Origin of the sequence: Nocardia amikacinitolerans, assembly GCF_900215415.1 — a bacterium.
Classification (GTDB): domain Bacteria; phylum Actinomycetota; class Actinomycetes; order Mycobacteriales; family Mycobacteriaceae; genus Nocardia; species Nocardia amikacinitolerans.
The window spans coordinates 78,883-95,569 of record NZ_OBEG01000006.1 but is presented as its reverse complement, the minus strand read 5'-3'; the positions used below and the strand labels follow the sequence as shown (position 1 = coordinate 95,569).

Here is a 16,687-nt window from a genome sequence, read left to right as displayed (position 1 = left end):
GGCGCCGCAGGTACCGCCAAATGTCACAGCATGCAGCTCACGCAGCCCTCGACTTCGGTACCTTCCAGCGCCATCTGCCGCAGCCGGATGTAGTACAGCGTCTTGATTCCCTTGCGCCAGGCGTAGATCTGCGCCTTGTTCAGATCACGGGTGGTTGCCGTGTCCTTGAAGAAGAGGGTCAGCGACAGGCCCTGGTCCACGTGCTGGGTGGCCGCGGCGTAGGTGTCGATGATCTTCTCGTAGCCGATCTCGTAGGCGTCCTCGTAGTACTCGAGGTTGTCGTTGTCCATGTAGGGCGCCGGGTAGTAGACGCGCCCGATCTTGCCTTCCTTGCGGATCTCGATCTTCGACGCCACCGGGTGGATCGAGCTGGTGGAGTGGTTGATGTAGGAGATCGAGCCGGTCGGCGGCACCGCCTGCAGGTTCTGGTTGTAGATGCCGTGCTCCATGACCGAGGCCTTCAGCTCGCGCCAGTCGTCCTGGGTCGGGATGTGCACGCCTGCGTCCTCGAACAGCTGACGCACCCGGTCGGTCTTCGGCTCCCACGCCTGGTCGGTGTACTTGTCGAAGTACTCGCCGCTGGCGTACTTGGACTCCGGGAAGCCGCCGAAGTACGCGCCGCGCTCGATGGCGATCCGGTTCGACGCCCGGATCGCGTGGTAGACCACGGTGTAGAAGTAGATGTTGGTGAAGTCGATGCCCTCTTCGGATCCGTAGTGGATCCGCTCGCGGGCCAGGAACCCGTGCAGGTTCATCTGCCCGAGCCCGATCGCGTGGGACTCGTTGTTGCCCTGCTCGATCGACGGCACCGAGTAGATGTGCGTCTGGTCCGACACCGCGGTCAGCGCGCGGATGGCCACCTCGATGGTCTGCGCGAAGTCCGGCGAGTCCATCGTCTTGGCGATGTTCAGCGAACCGAGGTTGCAGGAGATGTCCTTGCCGACCTTCTTGTAGGACAGGTCGTCGTTGAACTCCGACGCGGTGGAGACCTGCAGGATCTCCGAGCACAGGTTGGAGTGGGTGATCTTGCCCGCGATCGGGTTGGCCCTGTTCACCGTGTCCTCGAACATGATGTACGGGTAGCCCGATTCGAACTGCAGCTCGGCGATGGTCTGGAAGAACTCGCGCGCCTTGATCTTCGACTTGCGGATGCGCTTGTCGTCGACCATCTCGTAGTACTTCTCGGTGACGTCGATGTCGGCGAACGGCTTGCCGTAGATCCGCTCCACGTCGTACGGCGAGAAGAGGTACATGTCCTCGTTCTTCTTCGCCAGTTCGAAGGTGATGTCCGGGATCACCACGCCGAGCGAGAGCGTCTTGATGCGGATCTTCTCGTCCGCGTTCTCCCGCTTGGTGTCCAGGAAGCGGTAGATGTCCGGGTGGTGCGCGTGCAGGTACACCGCGCCCGCGCCCTGCCGCGCGCCGAGCTGGTTGGCGTAGGAGAACGAGTCCTCGAGCAGCTTCATGATCGGGATGACGCCCGAGCTCTGGTTCTCGATCTTCTTGATCGGCGCGCCGTGCTCGCGAATGTTGCTGAGCAGCAAGGCGACTCCGCCGCCGCGCTTGGACAGCTGCAGCGCCGAGTTGATGGAGCGCCCGATGGACTCCATGTTGTCCTCGATGCGCAGCAGGAAGCAGGACACCGGCTCGCCGCGCTGCTTCTTGCCCGAGTTCAGGAAGGTCGGGGTGGCCGGCTGGAAGCGGCCGTCGATGATCTCGTCGACCAGCTGACGCGCCAGGGTCTCGTCACCGGCGGCCAGGGTCAGCGCCACCATGCACACGCGGTCCTCGAAGCGCTCCAGGTAGCGCTTGCCGTCGAAGGTCTTGAGCGTGTACGAGGTGTAGTACTTGAACGCGCCGAGGAAGGTCGGGAACCGGAACTTGTGCGCGTAGGCCTGCTTGAACAGGCTCTTGATGAACGCCCTGCTGTACTGCTCGAGAACCTCTGCCTCGTAGTAGTTCTCGTCGACCAGGTAGTCCAGCTTCTCGTCCAGGTTGTGGAAGAAGACGGTGTTCTGGTTGACGTGCTGCAGGAAGTACTGGTGGGCGGCCTCGCGGTCCTTGTCGAACTGGATCTCGCCATTCGGTCCGTACAAGTTCAGCATCGCGTTGAGGGCGTGGTAGTCGAGTACCTCGCCCGTGGCGTCGGCGCCGCGCACCGGGGGCTGCTCTAAGCGAGCTGTCTTTCCAGCAGGCGCTGTCGTTGCTGTTGCCAAAACAATCCCAATCCCTCTCGGACGCGGTCGACGTCCTCAGCGGTTCCCATGAGTTCGAAGCGATACAGGTACGGCACCCCGCACTTGCGCGAGATCACCTCTCCCGCAAAGCAATAGGTATCGCCGAAGTTCGTGTTTCCCGCCGCGATGACGCCGCGAAGCAGCGCGCGGTTGTGCGGATCGTTGAGGAACTTGGCGACCTGCCGCGGCACGAAGTCCTTGTCGGACCGGTTACCCCCCAGAACGTGCCGACCGCCACCGTAGGTGGGGACGATCAGCACGTAGGGTTCGTCGACGCGCAGCGAATCGGCGGTGTGCAGTGGTATGCGAGTGGCCGGGAGTCCCAGCTTCTCGACGAAACGATGTGTGTTCTCCGAGGCGCTGGAGAAGTAGACCAGCGCGGTCCCCGCGGACATCGCTTCTCCTCTCCCATCGGACGAACAGGAAAAATGTGGCGCCGATCAGGCCGCCGCGACGGCTAGGGCCTTGATGCGGTCGGGCCGGAAGCCGGACCAGTGGTCCTCGCCCGCGACGACGACCGGAGCCTGGAGGTAACCGAGGGCCATGACGTAGTCACGCGCCTCGTCGTTCTCGGAGATGTCGATGACCTCGTAGTCCACCCCGGCCTTGTCGAGGGCCTTGTAGGTGGCATTGCACTGGACGCAAGCGGGCTTGGTGTACACGGTGATGGTCATTGATGTCCCTCTCTCCTGTGCCTAATCCGCGATGTTCGCGGCCTGGTTACGCAGGCTTCCGCCTCCGGGCCCGAGCTCACATCGCGAGCCTGATCCACAGCCGGTGATCCGTATGCAGTGCGTGATCCGACGTACGCTGCGCAAACTCCTGGATCCGGTCTCGAAACCCCTGCTAGCGCCGCTGCGGACGATAGCTCCTCGCGGTGGGTTCCGCGCCGCCTTCCAGCACCGAAGACACTACACCTAGTGGCCGACAGAAAGAAACGACACGACATGTTGCGAGTCGCATAGGTGTAATTCCACCGAGAGAAGTACCAGGACGCTCGATTCGCAACCCGACACGGCCGTGGTGCAGATCACAATTCCGTACCGTAGCGCTCTCTCAGCAAACCCTTGTGTCACACCTGTCACCACCGCATCGTCTACCCCTCCTGCAGCACCGCGACACATCGGAAACACGAGTCCGCCCCCGCCTCGAAAGAGAGCGGGGGCGGCATCGGGGACTGGCGCTGCGTCGGACGCCGGACGACTCAGGCGGACACCAGCTGACCGCGCGCGGCGTCCACGAGCTCGTGCAGCGTCGCGCCGAGCTGGGTCAGCGCCTCGGCGTCCTCGCGCGGATGCGCCGCGCCGAAGCGCTCGCCGATCACACCGAAGTGGGCGTGCGCCGCCTCGACGACTTTGCCGCCCGCGACGCCGACGGCCTTGACCGCGTCGCCGTGCGCCCAGCGCGCCGCGTTCGAACTGATCGAGGCGCTGATGACGGCGACGGACTTGTCCTTCAGCGCGCCCGCGCCGTAGGGACGGGAGGTCCAGTCGATGGCGTTCTTCAGCACCGCGGACAGCGTGCCGTTGTATTCCGGGGTCACCAGGAGAACGCCGTCGGCGGCGGCGACCGCGTCGCGCAAACGCTGCGCGGCGGCGGGCACGGCGCCGGGGACGTCGATGTCCTCGTTGTAGAACGGGATGTCGGCGAGGCCGTCGTAGATGGTCACCTCGACATCGTCCGGAGCGGTCTGCACGACGGTCTCGGCGAGCTGTCGGTTGATCGAGGCGGCGCGCAGGCTTCCGACGAGAGTGAGGATCCGGGTCTTGCTCATGACAACTCCTGGTGTACTGAATGTGGTGTCCGACTGACATCTGACACTAACCGGACTGCGGTCCGATTACTTCCCACAAGACCGTGAGAGGGCTGTGAACTACCCCACTCCACCGGCAGGCGAACCGCCGCGCGAGCGACCGCTGCTTCGCCTCGGCGCCTCCCTGCCGGGCATCGCCGAGCCCACCGAGCGCGCCGACGCGGCGCGCAACAGGCAGCTGCTGCTGGACGCGGCGCAGGATCTGGTCCGCGAACACGGCGTCGACGGCCTGACGATGGACGAACTCGCCAAGCGAGCAGGCGTCGGCAAAGGCACCGTGTTCCGCCGCTTCGGCAACCGCTCCGGCCTGATGCACGCGCTGCTCGACCACTCCGAGCGAAAGTACCAGGCCGCCTTCATGTTCGGACCGCCGCCGCTCGGCCCCGGCGCGCCTCCCGTCGACCGGCTCGTCGCGTTCGGGCGCGCCCGGTTGGTCGACATCGAGGTCGAGGGCGAGCTGTATCGGGCGGCCGAGATCAGCGAAGCCGAGAATCGCTACACGGGCAGGCCGTACAACCTGCTCAAGACGCACGTCTCGGTGCTGCTGCGGCAGGCGGGCGCGGCGGGGGACATTCCGCTGCTCGCCGACAGCCTGCTCGCCACGCTCGCCGCTCCCTTGGTGATGTACCAGTTGAACGTGCTCGAATACGACGCGAAGCGGATAGGGGACAACTGGGAAGCCTTCGTTCGCCGGGTGGTCCCGGCCGCCGCGCCAGTAGAGTGAGGAGCCATGGCTAGTCTGCGCGAACAGATCATCAGCGAATTGGGTGTCCAGCCGACGATCGAGCCGAAGCTCGAGGTGCGCCGCCGGGTCGATTTCCTCAAGGAGTATCTGCGCGCAACGCCCGCAAAGGGTTTCGTGCTCGGCATCAGCGGCGGCCAGGACAGCGCGCTGGCCGGGCGGTTGTGCCAGCTCGCCGCCGAGGAGCTGCGGGCGGAAGGCTTCGACGCGACCTTCGTCGCGGTGCGTCTGCCCTACGGCGTGCAGTCCGACGAGGCCGATGCCAGGATCGCAATGACCTTCGTCGCGCCGGACCGTTCCGTCGTGGTCAACGTCCGCCCCGGCGCCAACGCGGTGGCCGCCGAGACCGCGTCCGGCCTGAAGGTGAGCAAGCTGAGCGATTTCGTCCGCGGCAACATCAAGGCCCGCGAGCGGATGGTGATCCAGTACGCCATCGCCGGTCAGGAGAACCTGCTCGTGGTCGGCACCGACCACGCCGCCGAGGCGGTCACCGGGTTCTTCACCAAGTACGGCGACGGCGGCGTCGACATGACCCCGCTGACCGGTCTCACCAAGCGCCAAGGCGCGGCGCTGCTCCAGGAACTCGGCGCGCCCGCCAGCGTCTGGTCGAAGGTGCCCACCGCGGATCTCGAGGACGACCGGCCCGCGCTGCCCGACGAGGAAGCGCTCGGCCTGCGCTACAGCGAGATCGACGACTACCTCGAGGGCAAGGACGTCACGCCCGAGGTGGCCCAGCGGGTGGAGACCATCTTCCACAACACCAGGCACAAGCGCACGGTTCCGGTGACGCCGCTCGACACCTGGTGGCGCTGAACCTATCCCTCGACTTCGGCAAGCCGCCGCGCCAGAAATCGCCTGACCTGGTCGTTGGCCGCGAGATCCAATGCGGCGCGATAGCTCTCGGCCGCCTCGCGCCGCCGCCCGGCTCGGCGCAGCAGGTCGGCGCGGGTGGCCGGGACCAGGTGGGTTCCGGCCAGGCGCGGATCGTCGGCCACTTCGTCCAGTGCGGCGAGCCCGGCCTCGAATCCGCGTGAAAAGCCCACGGCGACCGCGCGATTCACCCGGACAGCGGGTGAGGCGGAGTAGCGCAGCAGCTGGTCGTAGCCGGCGACGATGGCGTCCCAATCCGTCTCGGCCCAACTGGGGGCCGTCGCGTGCGCCGCGGCGATGCGGGCCTGCGCCAGATACGGTCCGGCACCGTCGGCCGCCGCGGATTCGAGGCACGCCAGACCGGCCCGGATGGCCGCGTGATTCCAGGCCGACCGGTCCTGCTCCTCCAACGGAACGAGCTCGGACCGGTCCCCCGCATCGCCAGACTTCCCTTCGGCGTCGAGCATCTCCCCCGCACCGCGTTCCGCGGCCGAACTCGCACCCGCGCCGCGCCGTTGCCCACGCCGACTGTCCTGCAACAGCATCAACGCCAGCAGCGCCCGCGCCTCCGGCTCCTGCGGCAGTAACCCGCACAGCAGCCGACCGAGCCGAATCGCCTCGTCGCACAACTCGTCCCGCACTGCCGAGGGTCCGGAGGTCGCGAAATACCCCTCGGTGAACACCAGATACACGCACGCCAGCACGACGGGCAGCCGCTCGGGCAGCAGGTGCGCCGGGGGCACCCGCAACGGGATGCCGGCCTGCCGGATCTTCGCCTTGGCGCGGGAGAGGCGCTGCGCCACAGTGTGTTCCGGTTGCAGGAAGGCCCTGGCGATCTCCGCGGTTCGCATTCCGCACACCAGCCGCAGCGTCAACGCGACCTGCGACGGCGGCGACAGCGCGGGATGACAGCAGGTGAAGATCATCCGCAGCTGGTCGTCGGCCACCGGCGACACCTCGACCTCCTCGATCGGCGCCCGCGCCGCGACGGCGTCGTATTCCTTGACCGCCCTTGCCGATTCGCGCCGCAACCGGTCCAGGGCCCGATGCCGGGCCGCGGTGGTGATCCAGGCGCCCGGATTCGCGGGCGCGCCGCGCTCGGGCCAGGTGCGCAGCGCGTCGGCGAACGCCTCCTGCACCGCGTCCTCGGCGAGGGCGATGTCGCCGACCATCCCGGCCACGGTGGCGACGGCCCGGCCGAACTCGGCGCGATAGACGGCGTCGATTCCCGCGGCCGGGCCGGTACTCACCGTCAGTCGCCCAGGTCGACGACCTGACGCACCTCGGTGCGCCCGCGCTCGCCGAGCGGAATCGCGGCCGCGATCTCCGCCGCCTCCGCCCGGCTCGCCGCCGCGAACAGGTAGAGGCCGTCGACCACCTCCGCGAATTCCGGGAACGGTCCGTCGGTGAGCAGCAGTTCGCCGTCGCGGACCCGCAGCGTGGTCGCCGACGACGGCGGTTGCAGCGCCCCGCCGCCCCGGATCGCGGCCGCGTACTTCGCGCCGAACCGCTCGTGCTCGGCCACCGCCGCGTCCCACTCGGGCGTGCCAGGCGCGATCACCGCGTCCGGCGACTCCCACAGCAGCGCGAGCCACCAGTCCGCGCGTGGCGTCTCGTGCGGCGACCACATGACCATCGGCCGCAGCTCGATCGTGCCTTGCTCGGCGGCGGGCAGCTGGCGCGCGAGCTCGATCGCCGCGTCCAGATCGGGCGCGTCGAACACGTAGAACCCGCCGACGACCTCCGCCTGCTCGGCGAACGGGCCGTCGGTGACCAGAGTCTTTCCGCCATCGCGCCGGACGTGCATCGCCTCGGCGGAGGGGAAGAGCGCGGCTCCGCCCGCCACCGCGTCGGCCGCGCGCTCCTCGAACGCCGCGTACTTCGCCACCTCGGCGTCGAACTCCGGTGTTCCGGGGTCGACGCCCGATTCCTCGCGTCCCACCAATGTCGCCAAGTAATGCATCGCGTCATCCTTCCTCGTCTCGAGGGGCCCGATACCCCTTCTACTCGGACGACGAACGGCGCGCCGGTTCCTCTACATCGCGGCGGCGAATTCTTTCGGCGCGCTCAGCAGACGGGCCCGCCCCGGGTGGCCGCCGTCGCCCGCATCAGGTCGCGGACCAGGTCGAAATCGATCAGTTCCGGCTTGCGGAAACGCAGGCAGCCCTTGCCCATGTCGTGGCGCGCCAACCGCTCGGCGAACGCCTCGCGCAAGTCGGTGCGCAGCAGATAGACGGAGATGTACTGCTTCTGGTTCGCGAACGCGACCTCACCCACGCCGTCGCGTTCGTAGCAGGGCATGCCGTGGGCCATGACCTCGGTGAAGCCGGGCAGTTCCGCACGGCACAGCTCGCGCAGCCTGGTCACCGCGGCGCGCCGGGCCTCCGGCACCTCGGCCAGGTAGCCGTCCACATCGCTCGCCTCGCTCTGCACCACGGCTCGACTGTAGCCGGACGCGGGCTCGATCGGCGCCGTAAGCCATCCTCGGACTGCGCACAGCCGGAGCGAAGGCGGAGGTACGCCTAGTCAACGCAGCCGGACGAAGTCCGTCGAAAGCCGCGCACGGCCGGAGCGAAGGCGGAGGTACGCCTAGTCAACGCAGCCGGACGAAGTCCGTCGGAAGCCGCGCACGGCCGGAGCGAAGGCGGAGGTACGCCTTATCCGCCCGCGAACGGCGGAAGCACGTCGACGCGACCGCTGAGCGCCGCGGACGGGTCGCGGGTGAGCTCGTCGCCGATGAGGTAGGCGCAGACCGCGAGCATCTTGTCCAGGTCGGGTCCGTACGCGGCGGCCAAGGTGGTGCGCAGATCCGCGACCGTGGCGCTCGCGGGCAGATCGAGGCGTTCGGAGTCCTTGCCGACGGCGTCCGCGATGGCGGCGAAATAGCGGACCTCAACCACCGATGGCTCCCATCGTGCGTTCCGGCGGGACGAAGTCCTCGGCGTCGATGCCGTGGCCCGCCCATTTGTTCCACATCGCGCCGCGCCAGATGGTGGCCAGTTCGGCGTCGTCGGCGCCGGACCGGATGGCCTGGCGCAGGTCGAACTCCTGATCGCTGAACAGGCAGGAGCGCAGCATGCCGTCGGCGGTCAGCCGGGTGCGGTCGCAGGTGTCGCAGAACTTGCGCGTCACCGTGGCGATGATGCCGACCGTGGCGGGGCCACCGTCGACGAGCCACTTCTCGGCGGGCGCGGACGGGTCCGAGCGACCGGCCTCGGTGAGGGTGAACCGAGCGCCGAGCACGTCGAGCAGTTGGGCGGCGGTCACCATGTTGGCGCGTGCCCACTCGTGGTCGGCGTCCAGCGGCATCTCCTCGATGAACCGCAGCTCGCATTCCTCGGCGAGGCACCACTGGAGCAGATCGGCCGCGCCGGAAAGGGTTTCGCGCATCAGCACCGCGTTCACCTTGAGCGGCGCCAGGCCCGCGGCGCGAGCGGCGCGGATACCGGCGAGCACCGAGTCGAGGCGGTCACGGCGGGTGAGCTTGGCGAAACCGTCGCGGTCCACGGTGTCCAGCGAGACGTTCACCCGGCTCAGCCCGGCGGCGGCGAGCGCGTGGGCGCGGTGCTCGAGACCGACGCCGTTGGTGGTCATGGCCATCGGAATGCCGGGCAGACGGTCGTGGCAGCCCGCGATGATCTGTTCCAGGTCTCGGCGCATCAGCGGTTCGCCGCCGGTGAACCGGACCTCGCGCACACCGAGCTGTTCGACGGCGAGCACCACCAACCGCACGATCTCGTCGACGGTCAGCAGCTCGTCCTTCGGGATCGGCGGCAGCCCCTCCTCCGGCATGCAGTACGTGCAGCGCAGCGAACACTTCTCGGTGATCGAGACCCGTAGGTCGCGAGCGACCCGCCCGAAGCGGTCGATCAGCAGAGGCGTGTCGGGGCGTCCGTCGAGCGAGGGGCGCCCTGATCGCACGGCGGGTATGCCCATCTCGACCAACGTCACCCTTCCAGTATGACGCGTCGCCCACCCCGCATCACGGGCAGCGCCCGGTTCGGTGGATCTCACAAACACCCATGTCAGGGCGTGAGATCAGGCGTGACCACTATGCTTTCCGCTATGAATTCTCGGCCAGCCAGCGCTGCGGCCCGGACCGTCGACGACTATCGCGACGGCATCGAACAGCTGCTGCGCCCCCTCGCGGCACGCCCGGTCGAGTCCGTCGCGGTGCCCGCCGCGCTGGGCCGCAAACTGGCCGCCGACGTCCGCTCGCCGATCGATCTGCCGGTGTTCCGCAATTCGGCGATGGACGGTTACGCGGTGCGCGCCGACGATGTGGCGGTCGCCCCGGTGACGCTGCCGCTGGCCGGTGTGGTCGCCGCGGGCCAGCCGGGCCGGGCCCCGTTGCCCGTCGGGGCGGCGCTGAAGGTGATGACCGGCGCGCCGATCCCGCCGGGCGCGGACTGCGTCGTCCCGGTGGAGGACGCGCGCGTCGACGGCGGCGGCGCGGTCACCGTCGAACGCGGCCGTTCCGCAGGCGAATTCGTGCGCGAGCCGGGCACCGACGTGCGCGCGGGCGCGCTGCTGGTGCCCGCGGGCGTCGCGCTGACGCCGCGGCACATCGCCGCGCTCGCGGCCGTCGGTGTCCCGTCGGTGCCGGTCTTCCAGCCGGTGCGGGCGGCGGTGATCACCACGGGCGACGAGCTTGTCCCCGCGGGCCGACCGCTGCGCCCCGGACAGATCTACAACTCCAACGGCATCGCCCTCGCGGCCGCGCTGGCCGCCAACGGCGCGACGGTCGTCTCGGTCGAGCACAGCACCGACGATCCCGCGGTGTTCCGCCGATTGCTGTCCTCCGCAACGCGTTCGGCCGATCTGGTGTTCACCTCCGGCGGCGTGTCCAAGGGCGATTTCGAGGTGGTCAAGGACGTGCTCGCGGCGCACGGCGGCCTGTTCGGCTCGGTCGCGGTGCAGCCGGGCGGACCGCAGGGGCTGACGGTGCTGGACGGAGTCCCGGTGCTCAGCTTTCCTGGCAATCCGGTGAGCACCATGGTGTCGTTCGAGGTGTTCGCCAGGCCGATCTTGCGCCACCTGTCCGGGTTGCCGCCGGTGCGCACCAGCCAGGTGACGCTGTGCGAGGCGGTGCGTTCCCCCGCGGGGCGGCGGCAGTTCCTGCGCGGACGGCTCACCGCGGACGGCGTCGAACCGTTCTCCGGTGCGGGCTCGCACCTGATCGCGGGTATGGCGTGGGCCGACGTGCTGATCGACATTCCCGCCGAGACGACCGAGCTGGCCGCGGGGGCACCGGTGCTCGTCCACGAACTGTGAGCGGATGCGCGCCGCACCGCGGCACTGTGCCAGGCTGGTTCTCATGACCGAGTTGTCCCATGTCGACCAGGAAGGTCGCGCCCGCATGGTCGATGTGAGCGCGAAGGCCGACACCACCCGCGTCGCCGTGGCGGCCGGTGCGCTGCACACCACCGCGGAGGTCGTCGCGCTGGTCCGCGCCGACGACCTGCCCAAGGCCGACGTGCTGTCCACCGCGCGGATCGCCGGGATCGCGGGCGCCAAGAAGACCTCCGAGCTCATTCCGCTGTGCCATCAGCTGGCGCTGTCCTCGGTGAAGGTCGAATTCGGCTTCACCGAGACCGCCATCACCATCGAGGCGACCGCGAAGACCAAGGGACCGACGGGTGTGGAGATGGAGGCGCTGACCGCGGTCGCCGTCGCCGGACTGACCCTGCACGACATGGTCAAGGCGGTCGACCCGGCGGCAACGCTCGACGGTGTCCGGCTGCTCACCAAGGAGGGCGGTAAACGCGGTCACTGGCAGCGGCCAGGCGAATCGGAGCAGGACGCCGAGACGACCGCGGTGGAACAGAACGAAAGCCCCGACGACACGGACCGATCCGCGGTCGTGCTCGTCGCCTCGACGGGCGCGGCCGCGGGCACCAGGGTGGACACCACCGGTCCCGTGCTCGTCGAATGGCTGACCGGACTCGGCTTCTCGGTGCGCGGCCCGCTCGTCTACGCCGACGCCGAGGTCGGTGTCGGCCTGGCCGACGCCCTGCGGTTCGCGCCCGCGCTGGTGATCAGCACCGGCGGCACCGGCGCGTCCCCCACCGACGCCACGCCCGAGGCGACGCTGGCCGTGTTGGACCGCGAGCTGCCCGGTGTGGCCGAGGCGATCCGGCAGCGCGGCACCGCGAAGTTCCCGCTCGCCGCGCTCAGCCGCGGGGTCGCGGGACTCGCCGGTCGGTCGGTCATCGTGAACCTGCCCGGGTCGCCGGGCGGGGTGAAGGACGGTATGGCGGTGCTCGAACCGCTCCTCGATCATCTGCTCGCACAAGTAGCCGGAGGCGGCGCTCATGACAACACCTGAGACCACGGTGCGGGTGGCCCGCATCAGCGACCAGCCGCTCGACCCCGCCGAGGTGGAGGCCGCGGTCACCGGCCCCGAGTACGGCGCGGTGGTGGTGTTCACCGGCAAGGTCCGCAATCACGACGGCGGTCAGGCGGTTTCCGCGCTGGAGTACTCGGCCCATCCGGAGGCCGAACGCTTCCTGCGCGAGTGCTGCGCGGCCGCCACCGCGTCAACCGGTCTTCCGGTCGCTGCGGTGCACCGGATCGGCGCGCTGACCGTCGGCGATCTCGCCATCGTGGTCGCGGTGGCCGCCCCGCACCGGGCCGAAGCCTTCACTGCCTGCGCGGAATTGGTGGACCGCATCAAACACGAGGTGCCGATCTGGAAGCGGCAGCTGTTCGCCGACGGCATGTCCGAGTGGGTCAACGCCTGCGGGTAGACCATCTCGTGATGTGAATCGGATGACGAATCAATCACCGCGCCGTTAGCGTTCTCGCCCAGAGTCTTCAACCGGATGTGGGGCAGGGAGGACGCGTGGGTACCGACCAGGTTTTGCTGCACCGTTTCGTCATCTCGCAGCTCACCGCTGCGGGAGCCGATCGGGACAAGCTGATACGGGAGACCGGATTACCGGAGTGGACGATGGCGGGCGACGACATGCACCTGCCGAGCCACACCTTCTCCCGGCTCTGGGAAATCGGCGCGCACACGCTCGGCGATCCCGCCGTCGCATTGCAGGTGGCCAGCCGCTACGAGCTGACGAGTCTCGGCCTCTACGACTATCTGTTCTCGACGGCGCCCACCCTCGGCGCCGGTTTGGCGACCTGCGGACCCTACGTCGCCGCGGTCACCACCAACCATCGCTTCGACCTGATCGCCGATGAGCGGGAGGCAACGCTCTACCTCGAGATCATCGACGGCGAGGGCGTGGGACGTGATCTGACCCAGCTCTGGGGATTGAGCGCGGTACTGAGCCGGGCTCGGCGCGTGGTCAGCGAACCGCTGGTGCCGCTCCGGGTCACGCTGCGCCAGCAGGCGCCCGCCGATCACCGCGCCTATATCGAGGTGTTCGGCACGGCCGCCATCGAATTCGACGCGCAGGCCGACTCGATCACCTTCCGCGCCGCCGACATGGATATCCCGCTGACCACCGCCGACCCCGTGCTGGCGAAGATCCTGCGTCCCTTGGCCGACGCGTTGCCGCCACCACCGCCGCTGCCCTCGGCGTGGCCGCAGCGCGTGGCCGAGGCGCTGGCCGAGGCGCTCGCCACGGGCGACGCCTCGCTGGATCGCGTCGCCCGCCGGTTGGCGACCAGTCCGCGCACCTTGCAGCGCAGGCTGATGGAGGCGGGTACGACGTGGCGCAAGGAACTGGACCGGGCGCGCGATGCCCGATTGCGGCAGGCTGCCTCGACGGGTTCGCTGAGCCGGTCGCGGCAGGCGCAGCTGCTCGGCTACGCCGACGCCGCTTCGATGCGCCGTGCGGCGCGACGCTGGAGCATCGCCGAACACGCGCACCGATGTGAGCGGTTCGACTGACACCTCATACCCGCAGGAAGCTGGCCGCGATGCGCCAGAAGGCGGCGTCCTCGATGGCACGGAAATCCCAGCCGTCGGCGAGGTCTCTTGTCGCGGCGACGATCGCGGGTACGTCGAAATCGTCGCGGGTGGCGGTCCCCTTGGCCTCCAGCGCGGCGATCACGTAAGCGGTGGCGCTCTCCCACGTCTCGGACACCGAACTCTCCCTCGGTCGCACATCATCGATACGGTCGATCACGGTTCACTGACCGACGCCGCGCTCGGCGCAGAGTGCCGACCCCGACACGGCGGGCGTGGAGACAGTCTCATGACAACTCGGCCGTCTGGGAAGCGCCGAACGCGCCAGGTCGCGGTAAAACGCGCCAATCCGCGGCGACGTTCAGTGCGGTGTGTACCGCCACACGCCGAGCATCGCTCGCTCGTCCAGGAAATCGTCGGCGTTGTGCACGGTTTCGCGCAAGCGGGAGAGCGTGGGCTCGGACGGCATGCCCGCGCCGATCAGCACCAACTGGCTGGTGCGCGGTTCGCCGCGCCGCCACGCGCCGGGCTCGAAGACGATGTGCCTGCCGACCATGTGCAGCAGGAACTTCCGGCGCTCGGCCGCGACGCCGAAGGCCGCGAAGCCCTTGGCGCGGAACAGACCGGGCGGCGGGTCCTCCAGGAAGTCGATCAGCCTGCGCGGATCCAGTTCCCGCTCGCTGGTGAAGGAGACGCTGGTGTAGTCGTCGTGCAGGTGGCGGTGCTCGTCGTCGTGCTCGTGGTCGTGCTCGGCCAGCAGTTCGTCGAAGCTCAGCTGCTCGGCGCCGCGCCGGGTCGCGCGCAGCGGCTCGTCGAACAGCAGGCCGGGATCGATGCGTCCTCGGGTGGTCGCGTAGACCGGGACCGTGCCGACCAGGTCGGTGATCTCGCCGCGCAGCGTCTCCAGTTCGGCGGCGCCGACCCGATCGGCCTTGTTGACCACGACCAGATCGGCCAGCCGCAGGTGCGTAAGCAGTTCGGGGTGCCGCTCGCGGCTTGCCGGGAATTGTTCGGCGTCGACCACTTCCACCAGACCGCCGTAGCGGATGCGCGGGTTGTCGCTGCCGACCACCATGCGGATCAGGTTGCGCGGCTCGGCGAGACCGCTGGCCTCCACCACGATCACATCGATGTTCGCCCTCGGCTGCGCCAGCCGGGTGAACAGCTCGTCCAGCTCGGTGACGTCGACCGCGCAGCAGACGCAACCGTTGCCGAGCGAGACCATCGCGTCCACCTGCCCGGCGACCAGCATGGAATCGATGTTGATCGCGCCGAAGTCGTTGACGACGACGCCGATTCGGGTCCCCCGATTGTTGCGTAGCAGGTGGTTGAGCAGGGTGGTCTTCCCCGAGCCGAGAAAGCCGGCGACGATCAGCACAGGAATCCGGTCAGCCACCCGGACCACCATAGTCGGCCCGCGAAGGGCGTCGGAACGGCCGAACGCCACCCGACGGATCGGGTGGCGTTCGGTGGCGGATGCGATTACTTCGCGGGGCCGAACAGGGTGCTGGCCAAGGTGTAGGCCAGGTTGATCAGCTCCGCGGTGATCATCGTGTCGTCCATGCCGAGCGTCCGTGCCAGCGGCATGAGCATCTCGAGCACGGTGTTCGCGAGGACGCCGAGCGTGCGGGTCTCCGAGTTGGACCGGTAGTCCGGAGTCGACTGGGTGCCGGGTGTCGACGGGCCGTCGGGCAGTGTGTAGGTGCCGGGCAATGCGTAGGTTCCCGGCGTCGACGGGCTGTTCGGCGTCAACCGGCTGCCGGGGCTCGCCTGAGTGCCCTGGTCGAAACCCAGGTTCGACTGACCGCCCGGTGTCGACGGATCCACGGTGCCCGGCAGGGCCTGCGCCTGCGGGACCGAACCGTTGGGGCTCGGCATCGAACCGTTGGGAACGTCTTCCAGCGTGCCGTTCTCCGGCGAGCCGTTGTCCTCGGGGGAGCCGTACGGCGCGGACCGCGCGGGCGCGGACTGCTGCGCGGGAACGGATTGCTGTCCGGGGACGGATTGCGCCGGAACGGTTTCCGCGGGTGCGGACTGCGCGGGTGCAGAGGCGGGTCGGTCGGTGGCCGATCCGTTCGTCGCTGGCGAAGTGCCGAGCAGGTAGCTCACCACTCCGGTGGTGACCGCGATGGCGTGTTTCAGCTGACCGTCGGGGCTCTCCAGCAGCGCGGCGTCTTCCGCGTTGGCGCCGTTGCCCATTTCGAGGAACACGTTCGGCACCGCGGTCAGCGCCGGTCCCGCGATATCGGAGCGCGTCTGCAATCCGTCCTGAACCCCGGCGTAGGTGGCCGCCGGGAATCCGGCCTGCAGGTAGGCGTCACGCACTGCCTTCGTCACGGCCAGACCCGGCCCGGACTGGACCTGATCGACCTTGGGGTCGGGCACCGGGAGCGCGGGCACGATCAGGTGGAAGCCGCGGAGATTGGGCGGCGCGCTGTCGGCGTGGATGCTCACCGCCACGTCGGCGCCGGATTGGTTGGCCGCGCGGGCCCGTTCGTCGACGCAGCCGCCCCAGCCGCTGTCGTCCTGGCGGCTGAGCACGACCTGCGCGCCGATGCTCTCCAGCGAGGTCTTGACCAGCTGGGCGACGTTCCAGGTGATGGTGTGTTCGGGTACGCCGTTGACGGAGGTCATGCCGGTGGTCTGGCAGTCCTTGGTGCCGCCGCGGCCGTTGTTCACCTGTCTGCCCAGGTCCTCGGAGTGATTCGACCCCTGGTGGCCGGGGTCGAGGAAAACCGTTTTGCCTGCGAGCTTGCCCGCCATCCCCGGCGCGGCCGGTGCGGCCGTCGCGGCGACCGGGAACAGCCCGGCGAGAGTGGCGGTCACCGCGGCCGTGACGGTGGTGGAGATACCGGCCTTGATGATGCTTGGCTTCATGTTCGGTCGGCGCCCCGGGACGGAGCACCCCTCCCTTCCCACTAGTAACACCAAACCCAGTGGTTCACTCTTGCAACGCGGCGCGCGGCGAGGCAAGTCCAGTTACCGAACTGTTACCTGGGTTGCTGGCAATATCTAGGCTGGTCAGAGGCACCGAAACCGCCACAAAAAGGGCCGCCGAGCGGCAATCGGCTTACATCAGGCAGACCACTGGGCAAGTCCCGATCGAAGGTGACATTCGGTCTCGCCGACCGACTCGCGGACGCCTTCGGTCGAACCGA

General features: G+C 68.7%; 18 protein-coding genes. 6 read left to right on the top strand and 12 right to left on the bottom strand.

The genetic code is table 11. The annotated features are described in order from the left end of the window. Positions 1-23 precede the first annotated feature (23 nt). From nrdE to CRP45_RS25055, 4 genes are all read right to left on the bottom strand, one after another. Positions 24-2,105 (bottom strand): class 1b ribonucleoside-diphosphate reductase subunit alpha, encoded by a 2,082-nt coding sequence (gene nrdE / locus CRP45_RS25070; RefSeq protein ID WP_245910480.1) that lies wholly within the window; start codon positions 2,103-2,105, stop codon positions 24-26. A 65-nt stretch (positions 2,106-2,170) separates the two neighbouring features. Continuing rightward, positions 2,171-2,632: a class Ib ribonucleoside-diphosphate reductase assembly flavoprotein NrdI gene (gene nrdI, locus CRP45_RS25065; RefSeq protein WP_097247280.1), complete on the bottom strand. Its 462-nt coding sequence runs from the start codon at positions 2,630-2,632 to the stop codon at positions 2,171-2,173. A gap of 45 nt (positions 2,633-2,677) precedes the next feature. Then, positions 2,678-2,911: a redoxin NrdH gene (locus tag CRP45_RS25060; protein ID WP_067781531.1), complete on the bottom strand. Its 234-nt coding sequence runs from the start codon at positions 2,909-2,911 to the stop codon at positions 2,678-2,680. A 530-nt stretch (positions 2,912-3,441) separates the two neighbouring features. Next, a complete protein-coding gene (locus CRP45_RS25055; protein WP_067781528.1) occupies positions 3,442-4,011 on the bottom strand; it encodes an NAD(P)H-dependent oxidoreductase in 570 nt (189 codons plus the stop codon). 142 nt (positions 4,012-4,153) lie between these two features. Between CRP45_RS25055 and CRP45_RS25050 the strand changes: the two genes are divergently transcribed. Together CRP45_RS25050 and nadE are read left to right on the top strand one after the other, a co-directional pair. Next, the gene (locus CRP45_RS25050; protein WP_179831037.1) at positions 4,154-4,774 is read left to right on the top strand and encodes a TetR/AcrR family transcriptional regulator; all 621 of its coding nucleotides are present in this window, start codon (positions 4,154-4,156) and stop codon (positions 4,772-4,774) included. 6 nt (positions 4,775-4,780) lie between these two features. Further along, entirely contained in the window at positions 4,781-5,605 is an 825-nt protein-coding gene (gene nadE / locus CRP45_RS25045; protein WP_097247279.1) for an ammonia-dependent NAD(+) synthetase, read from the top strand. A 2-nt stretch (positions 5,606-5,607) separates the two neighbouring features. Here nadE and CRP45_RS25040 read toward each other — a convergent pair whose 3' ends face one another. The 5 genes from CRP45_RS25040 to moaA form a co-directional block, all read right to left on the bottom strand. Further along, positions 5,608-6,912: an RNA polymerase sigma factor gene (locus tag CRP45_RS25040; protein ID WP_097247278.1), complete on the bottom strand. Its 1,305-nt coding sequence runs from the start codon at positions 6,910-6,912 to the stop codon at positions 5,608-5,610. Positions 6,913-6,914: 2 nt separating this feature from the next. Further along, on the bottom strand, positions 6,915-7,625 hold the full coding sequence (locus CRP45_RS25035; RefSeq protein ID WP_097247277.1) for a YciI family protein: 711 nt from the start codon (positions 7,623-7,625) through the stop codon (positions 6,915-6,917). A gap of 104 nt (positions 7,626-7,729) precedes the next feature. Then, on the bottom strand, positions 7,730-8,098 hold the full coding sequence (locus CRP45_RS25030; protein WP_097247276.1) for an iron chaperone: 369 nt from the start codon (positions 8,096-8,098) through the stop codon (positions 7,730-7,732). Between the two features lie 221 nt (positions 8,099-8,319). Beyond that, a complete protein-coding gene (locus CRP45_RS25025; protein ID WP_067781513.1) occupies positions 8,320-8,562 on the bottom strand; it encodes a MoaD/ThiS family protein in 243 nt (80 codons plus the stop codon). Continuing rightward, the gene (gene moaA / locus CRP45_RS25020; protein ID WP_097247275.1) at positions 8,555-9,613 is read right to left on the bottom strand and encodes a GTP 3',8-cyclase MoaA; all 1,059 of its coding nucleotides are present in this window, start codon (positions 9,611-9,613) and stop codon (positions 8,555-8,557) included. Before moaA ends, CRP45_RS25025 begins: the two co-directional genes overlap by 8 nt. A gap of 114 nt (positions 9,614-9,727) precedes the next feature. On the opposite strand from moaA, the gene CRP45_RS25015 reads away from it, so the two are divergent. The 4 genes from CRP45_RS25015 (at position 9,728) to CRP45_RS25000 (ending at position 13,511) form a co-directional block, all read left to right on the top strand. Next, positions 9,728-10,936, top strand: a complete 1,209-nt coding sequence (locus CRP45_RS25015) for a molybdopterin molybdotransferase MoeA (RefSeq protein WP_097247274.1) — start codon at positions 9,728-9,730, stop codon at positions 10,934-10,936. 43 nt (positions 10,937-10,979) lie between these two features. After that, entirely contained in the window at positions 10,980-11,990 is a 1,011-nt protein-coding gene (gene moaCB, locus CRP45_RS25010) for a bifunctional molybdenum cofactor biosynthesis protein MoaC/MoaB (RefSeq protein ID WP_097247595.1), read from the top strand. Continuing rightward, entirely contained in the window at positions 11,977-12,411 is a 435-nt protein-coding gene (locus CRP45_RS25005) for a molybdenum cofactor biosynthesis protein MoaE (RefSeq protein ID WP_067781504.1), read from the top strand. Before moaCB ends, CRP45_RS25005 begins: the two co-directional genes overlap by 14 nt. 95 nt (positions 12,412-12,506) lie before the next feature. Next, the gene (locus CRP45_RS25000; RefSeq protein ID WP_097247273.1) at positions 12,507-13,511 is read left to right on the top strand and encodes an AraC family transcriptional regulator; all 1,005 of its coding nucleotides are present in this window, start codon (positions 12,507-12,509) and stop codon (positions 13,509-13,511) included. Positions 13,512-13,515: 4 nt separating this feature from the next. Here the strand turns inward: CRP45_RS25000 and CRP45_RS24995 are convergent, their stop codons facing one another. The 3 genes from CRP45_RS24995 to CRP45_RS24985 all read right to left on the bottom strand — a co-directional run bounded on the left by CRP45_RS24995 (position 13,516) and on the right by CRP45_RS24985 (position 16,406). After that, positions 13,516-13,707, bottom strand: a complete 192-nt coding sequence (locus tag CRP45_RS24995; protein ID WP_097247272.1) for a hypothetical protein — start codon at positions 13,705-13,707, stop codon at positions 13,516-13,518. 183 nt (positions 13,708-13,890) lie between these two features. After that, positions 13,891-14,937, bottom strand: a complete 1,047-nt coding sequence (locus CRP45_RS24990) for a CobW family GTP-binding protein (protein ID WP_097247271.1) — start codon at positions 14,935-14,937, stop codon at positions 13,891-13,893. Positions 14,938-15,011: 74 nt separating this feature from the next. Continuing rightward, positions 15,012-16,406 (bottom strand): N-acetylmuramoyl-L-alanine amidase, encoded by a 1,395-nt coding sequence (locus tag CRP45_RS24985; RefSeq protein ID WP_097247270.1) that lies wholly within the window; start codon positions 16,404-16,406, stop codon positions 15,012-15,014. Between the last annotated feature and the right edge of the window lie 281 nt (positions 16,407-16,687).

What these genes read in the sequence shown, in the direction of transcription:
- nrdI (WP_097247280.1), bottom strand. Translation starts at nt 2,632, where the DNA reads ATGTCCGCGGGGACCGCGCTGGTCTACTTCTCCAGCGCCTCGGAGAAC.
- CRP45_RS25005 (WP_067781504.1), top strand. Translation starts at nt 11,977, where the DNA reads ATGACAACACCTGAGACCACGGTGCGGGTGGCCCGCATCAGCGACCAG.
- CRP45_RS24985 (WP_097247270.1), bottom strand. Translation starts at nt 16,406, where the DNA reads ATGAAGCCAAGCATCATCAAGGCCGGTATCTCCACCACCGTCACGGCC.
- CRP45_RS25060 (WP_067781531.1), bottom strand. Translation starts at nt 2,911, where the DNA reads ATGACCATCACCGTGTACACCAAGCCCGCTTGCGTCCAGTGCAATGCC.
- moaCB (WP_097247595.1), top strand. Translation starts at nt 10,980, where the DNA reads ATGACCGAGTTGTCCCATGTCGACCAGGAAGGTCGCGCCCGCATGGTC.
- CRP45_RS25035 (WP_097247277.1), bottom strand. Translation starts at nt 7,625, where the DNA reads ATGCATTACTTGGCGACATTGGTGGGACGCGAGGAATCGGGCGTCGAC.
- CRP45_RS24990 (WP_097247271.1), bottom strand. Translation starts at nt 14,937, where the DNA reads ATGGTGGTCCGGGTGGCTGACCGGATTCCTGTGCTGATCGTCGCCGGC.
- CRP45_RS25055 (WP_067781528.1), bottom strand. Translation starts at nt 4,011, where the DNA reads ATGAGCAAGACCCGGATCCTCACTCTCGTCGGAAGCCTGCGCGCCGCC.
- nrdE (WP_245910480.1), bottom strand. Translation starts at nt 2,105, where the DNA reads ATGCTGAACTTGTACGGACCGAATGGCGAGATCCAGTTCGACAAGGAC.
- CRP45_RS25015 (WP_097247274.1), top strand. Translation starts at nt 9,728, where the DNA reads ATGAATTCTCGGCCAGCCAGCGCTGCGGCCCGGACCGTCGACGACTAT.
- nadE (WP_097247279.1), top strand. Translation starts at nt 4,781, where the DNA reads ATGGCTAGTCTGCGCGAACAGATCATCAGCGAATTGGGTGTCCAGCCG.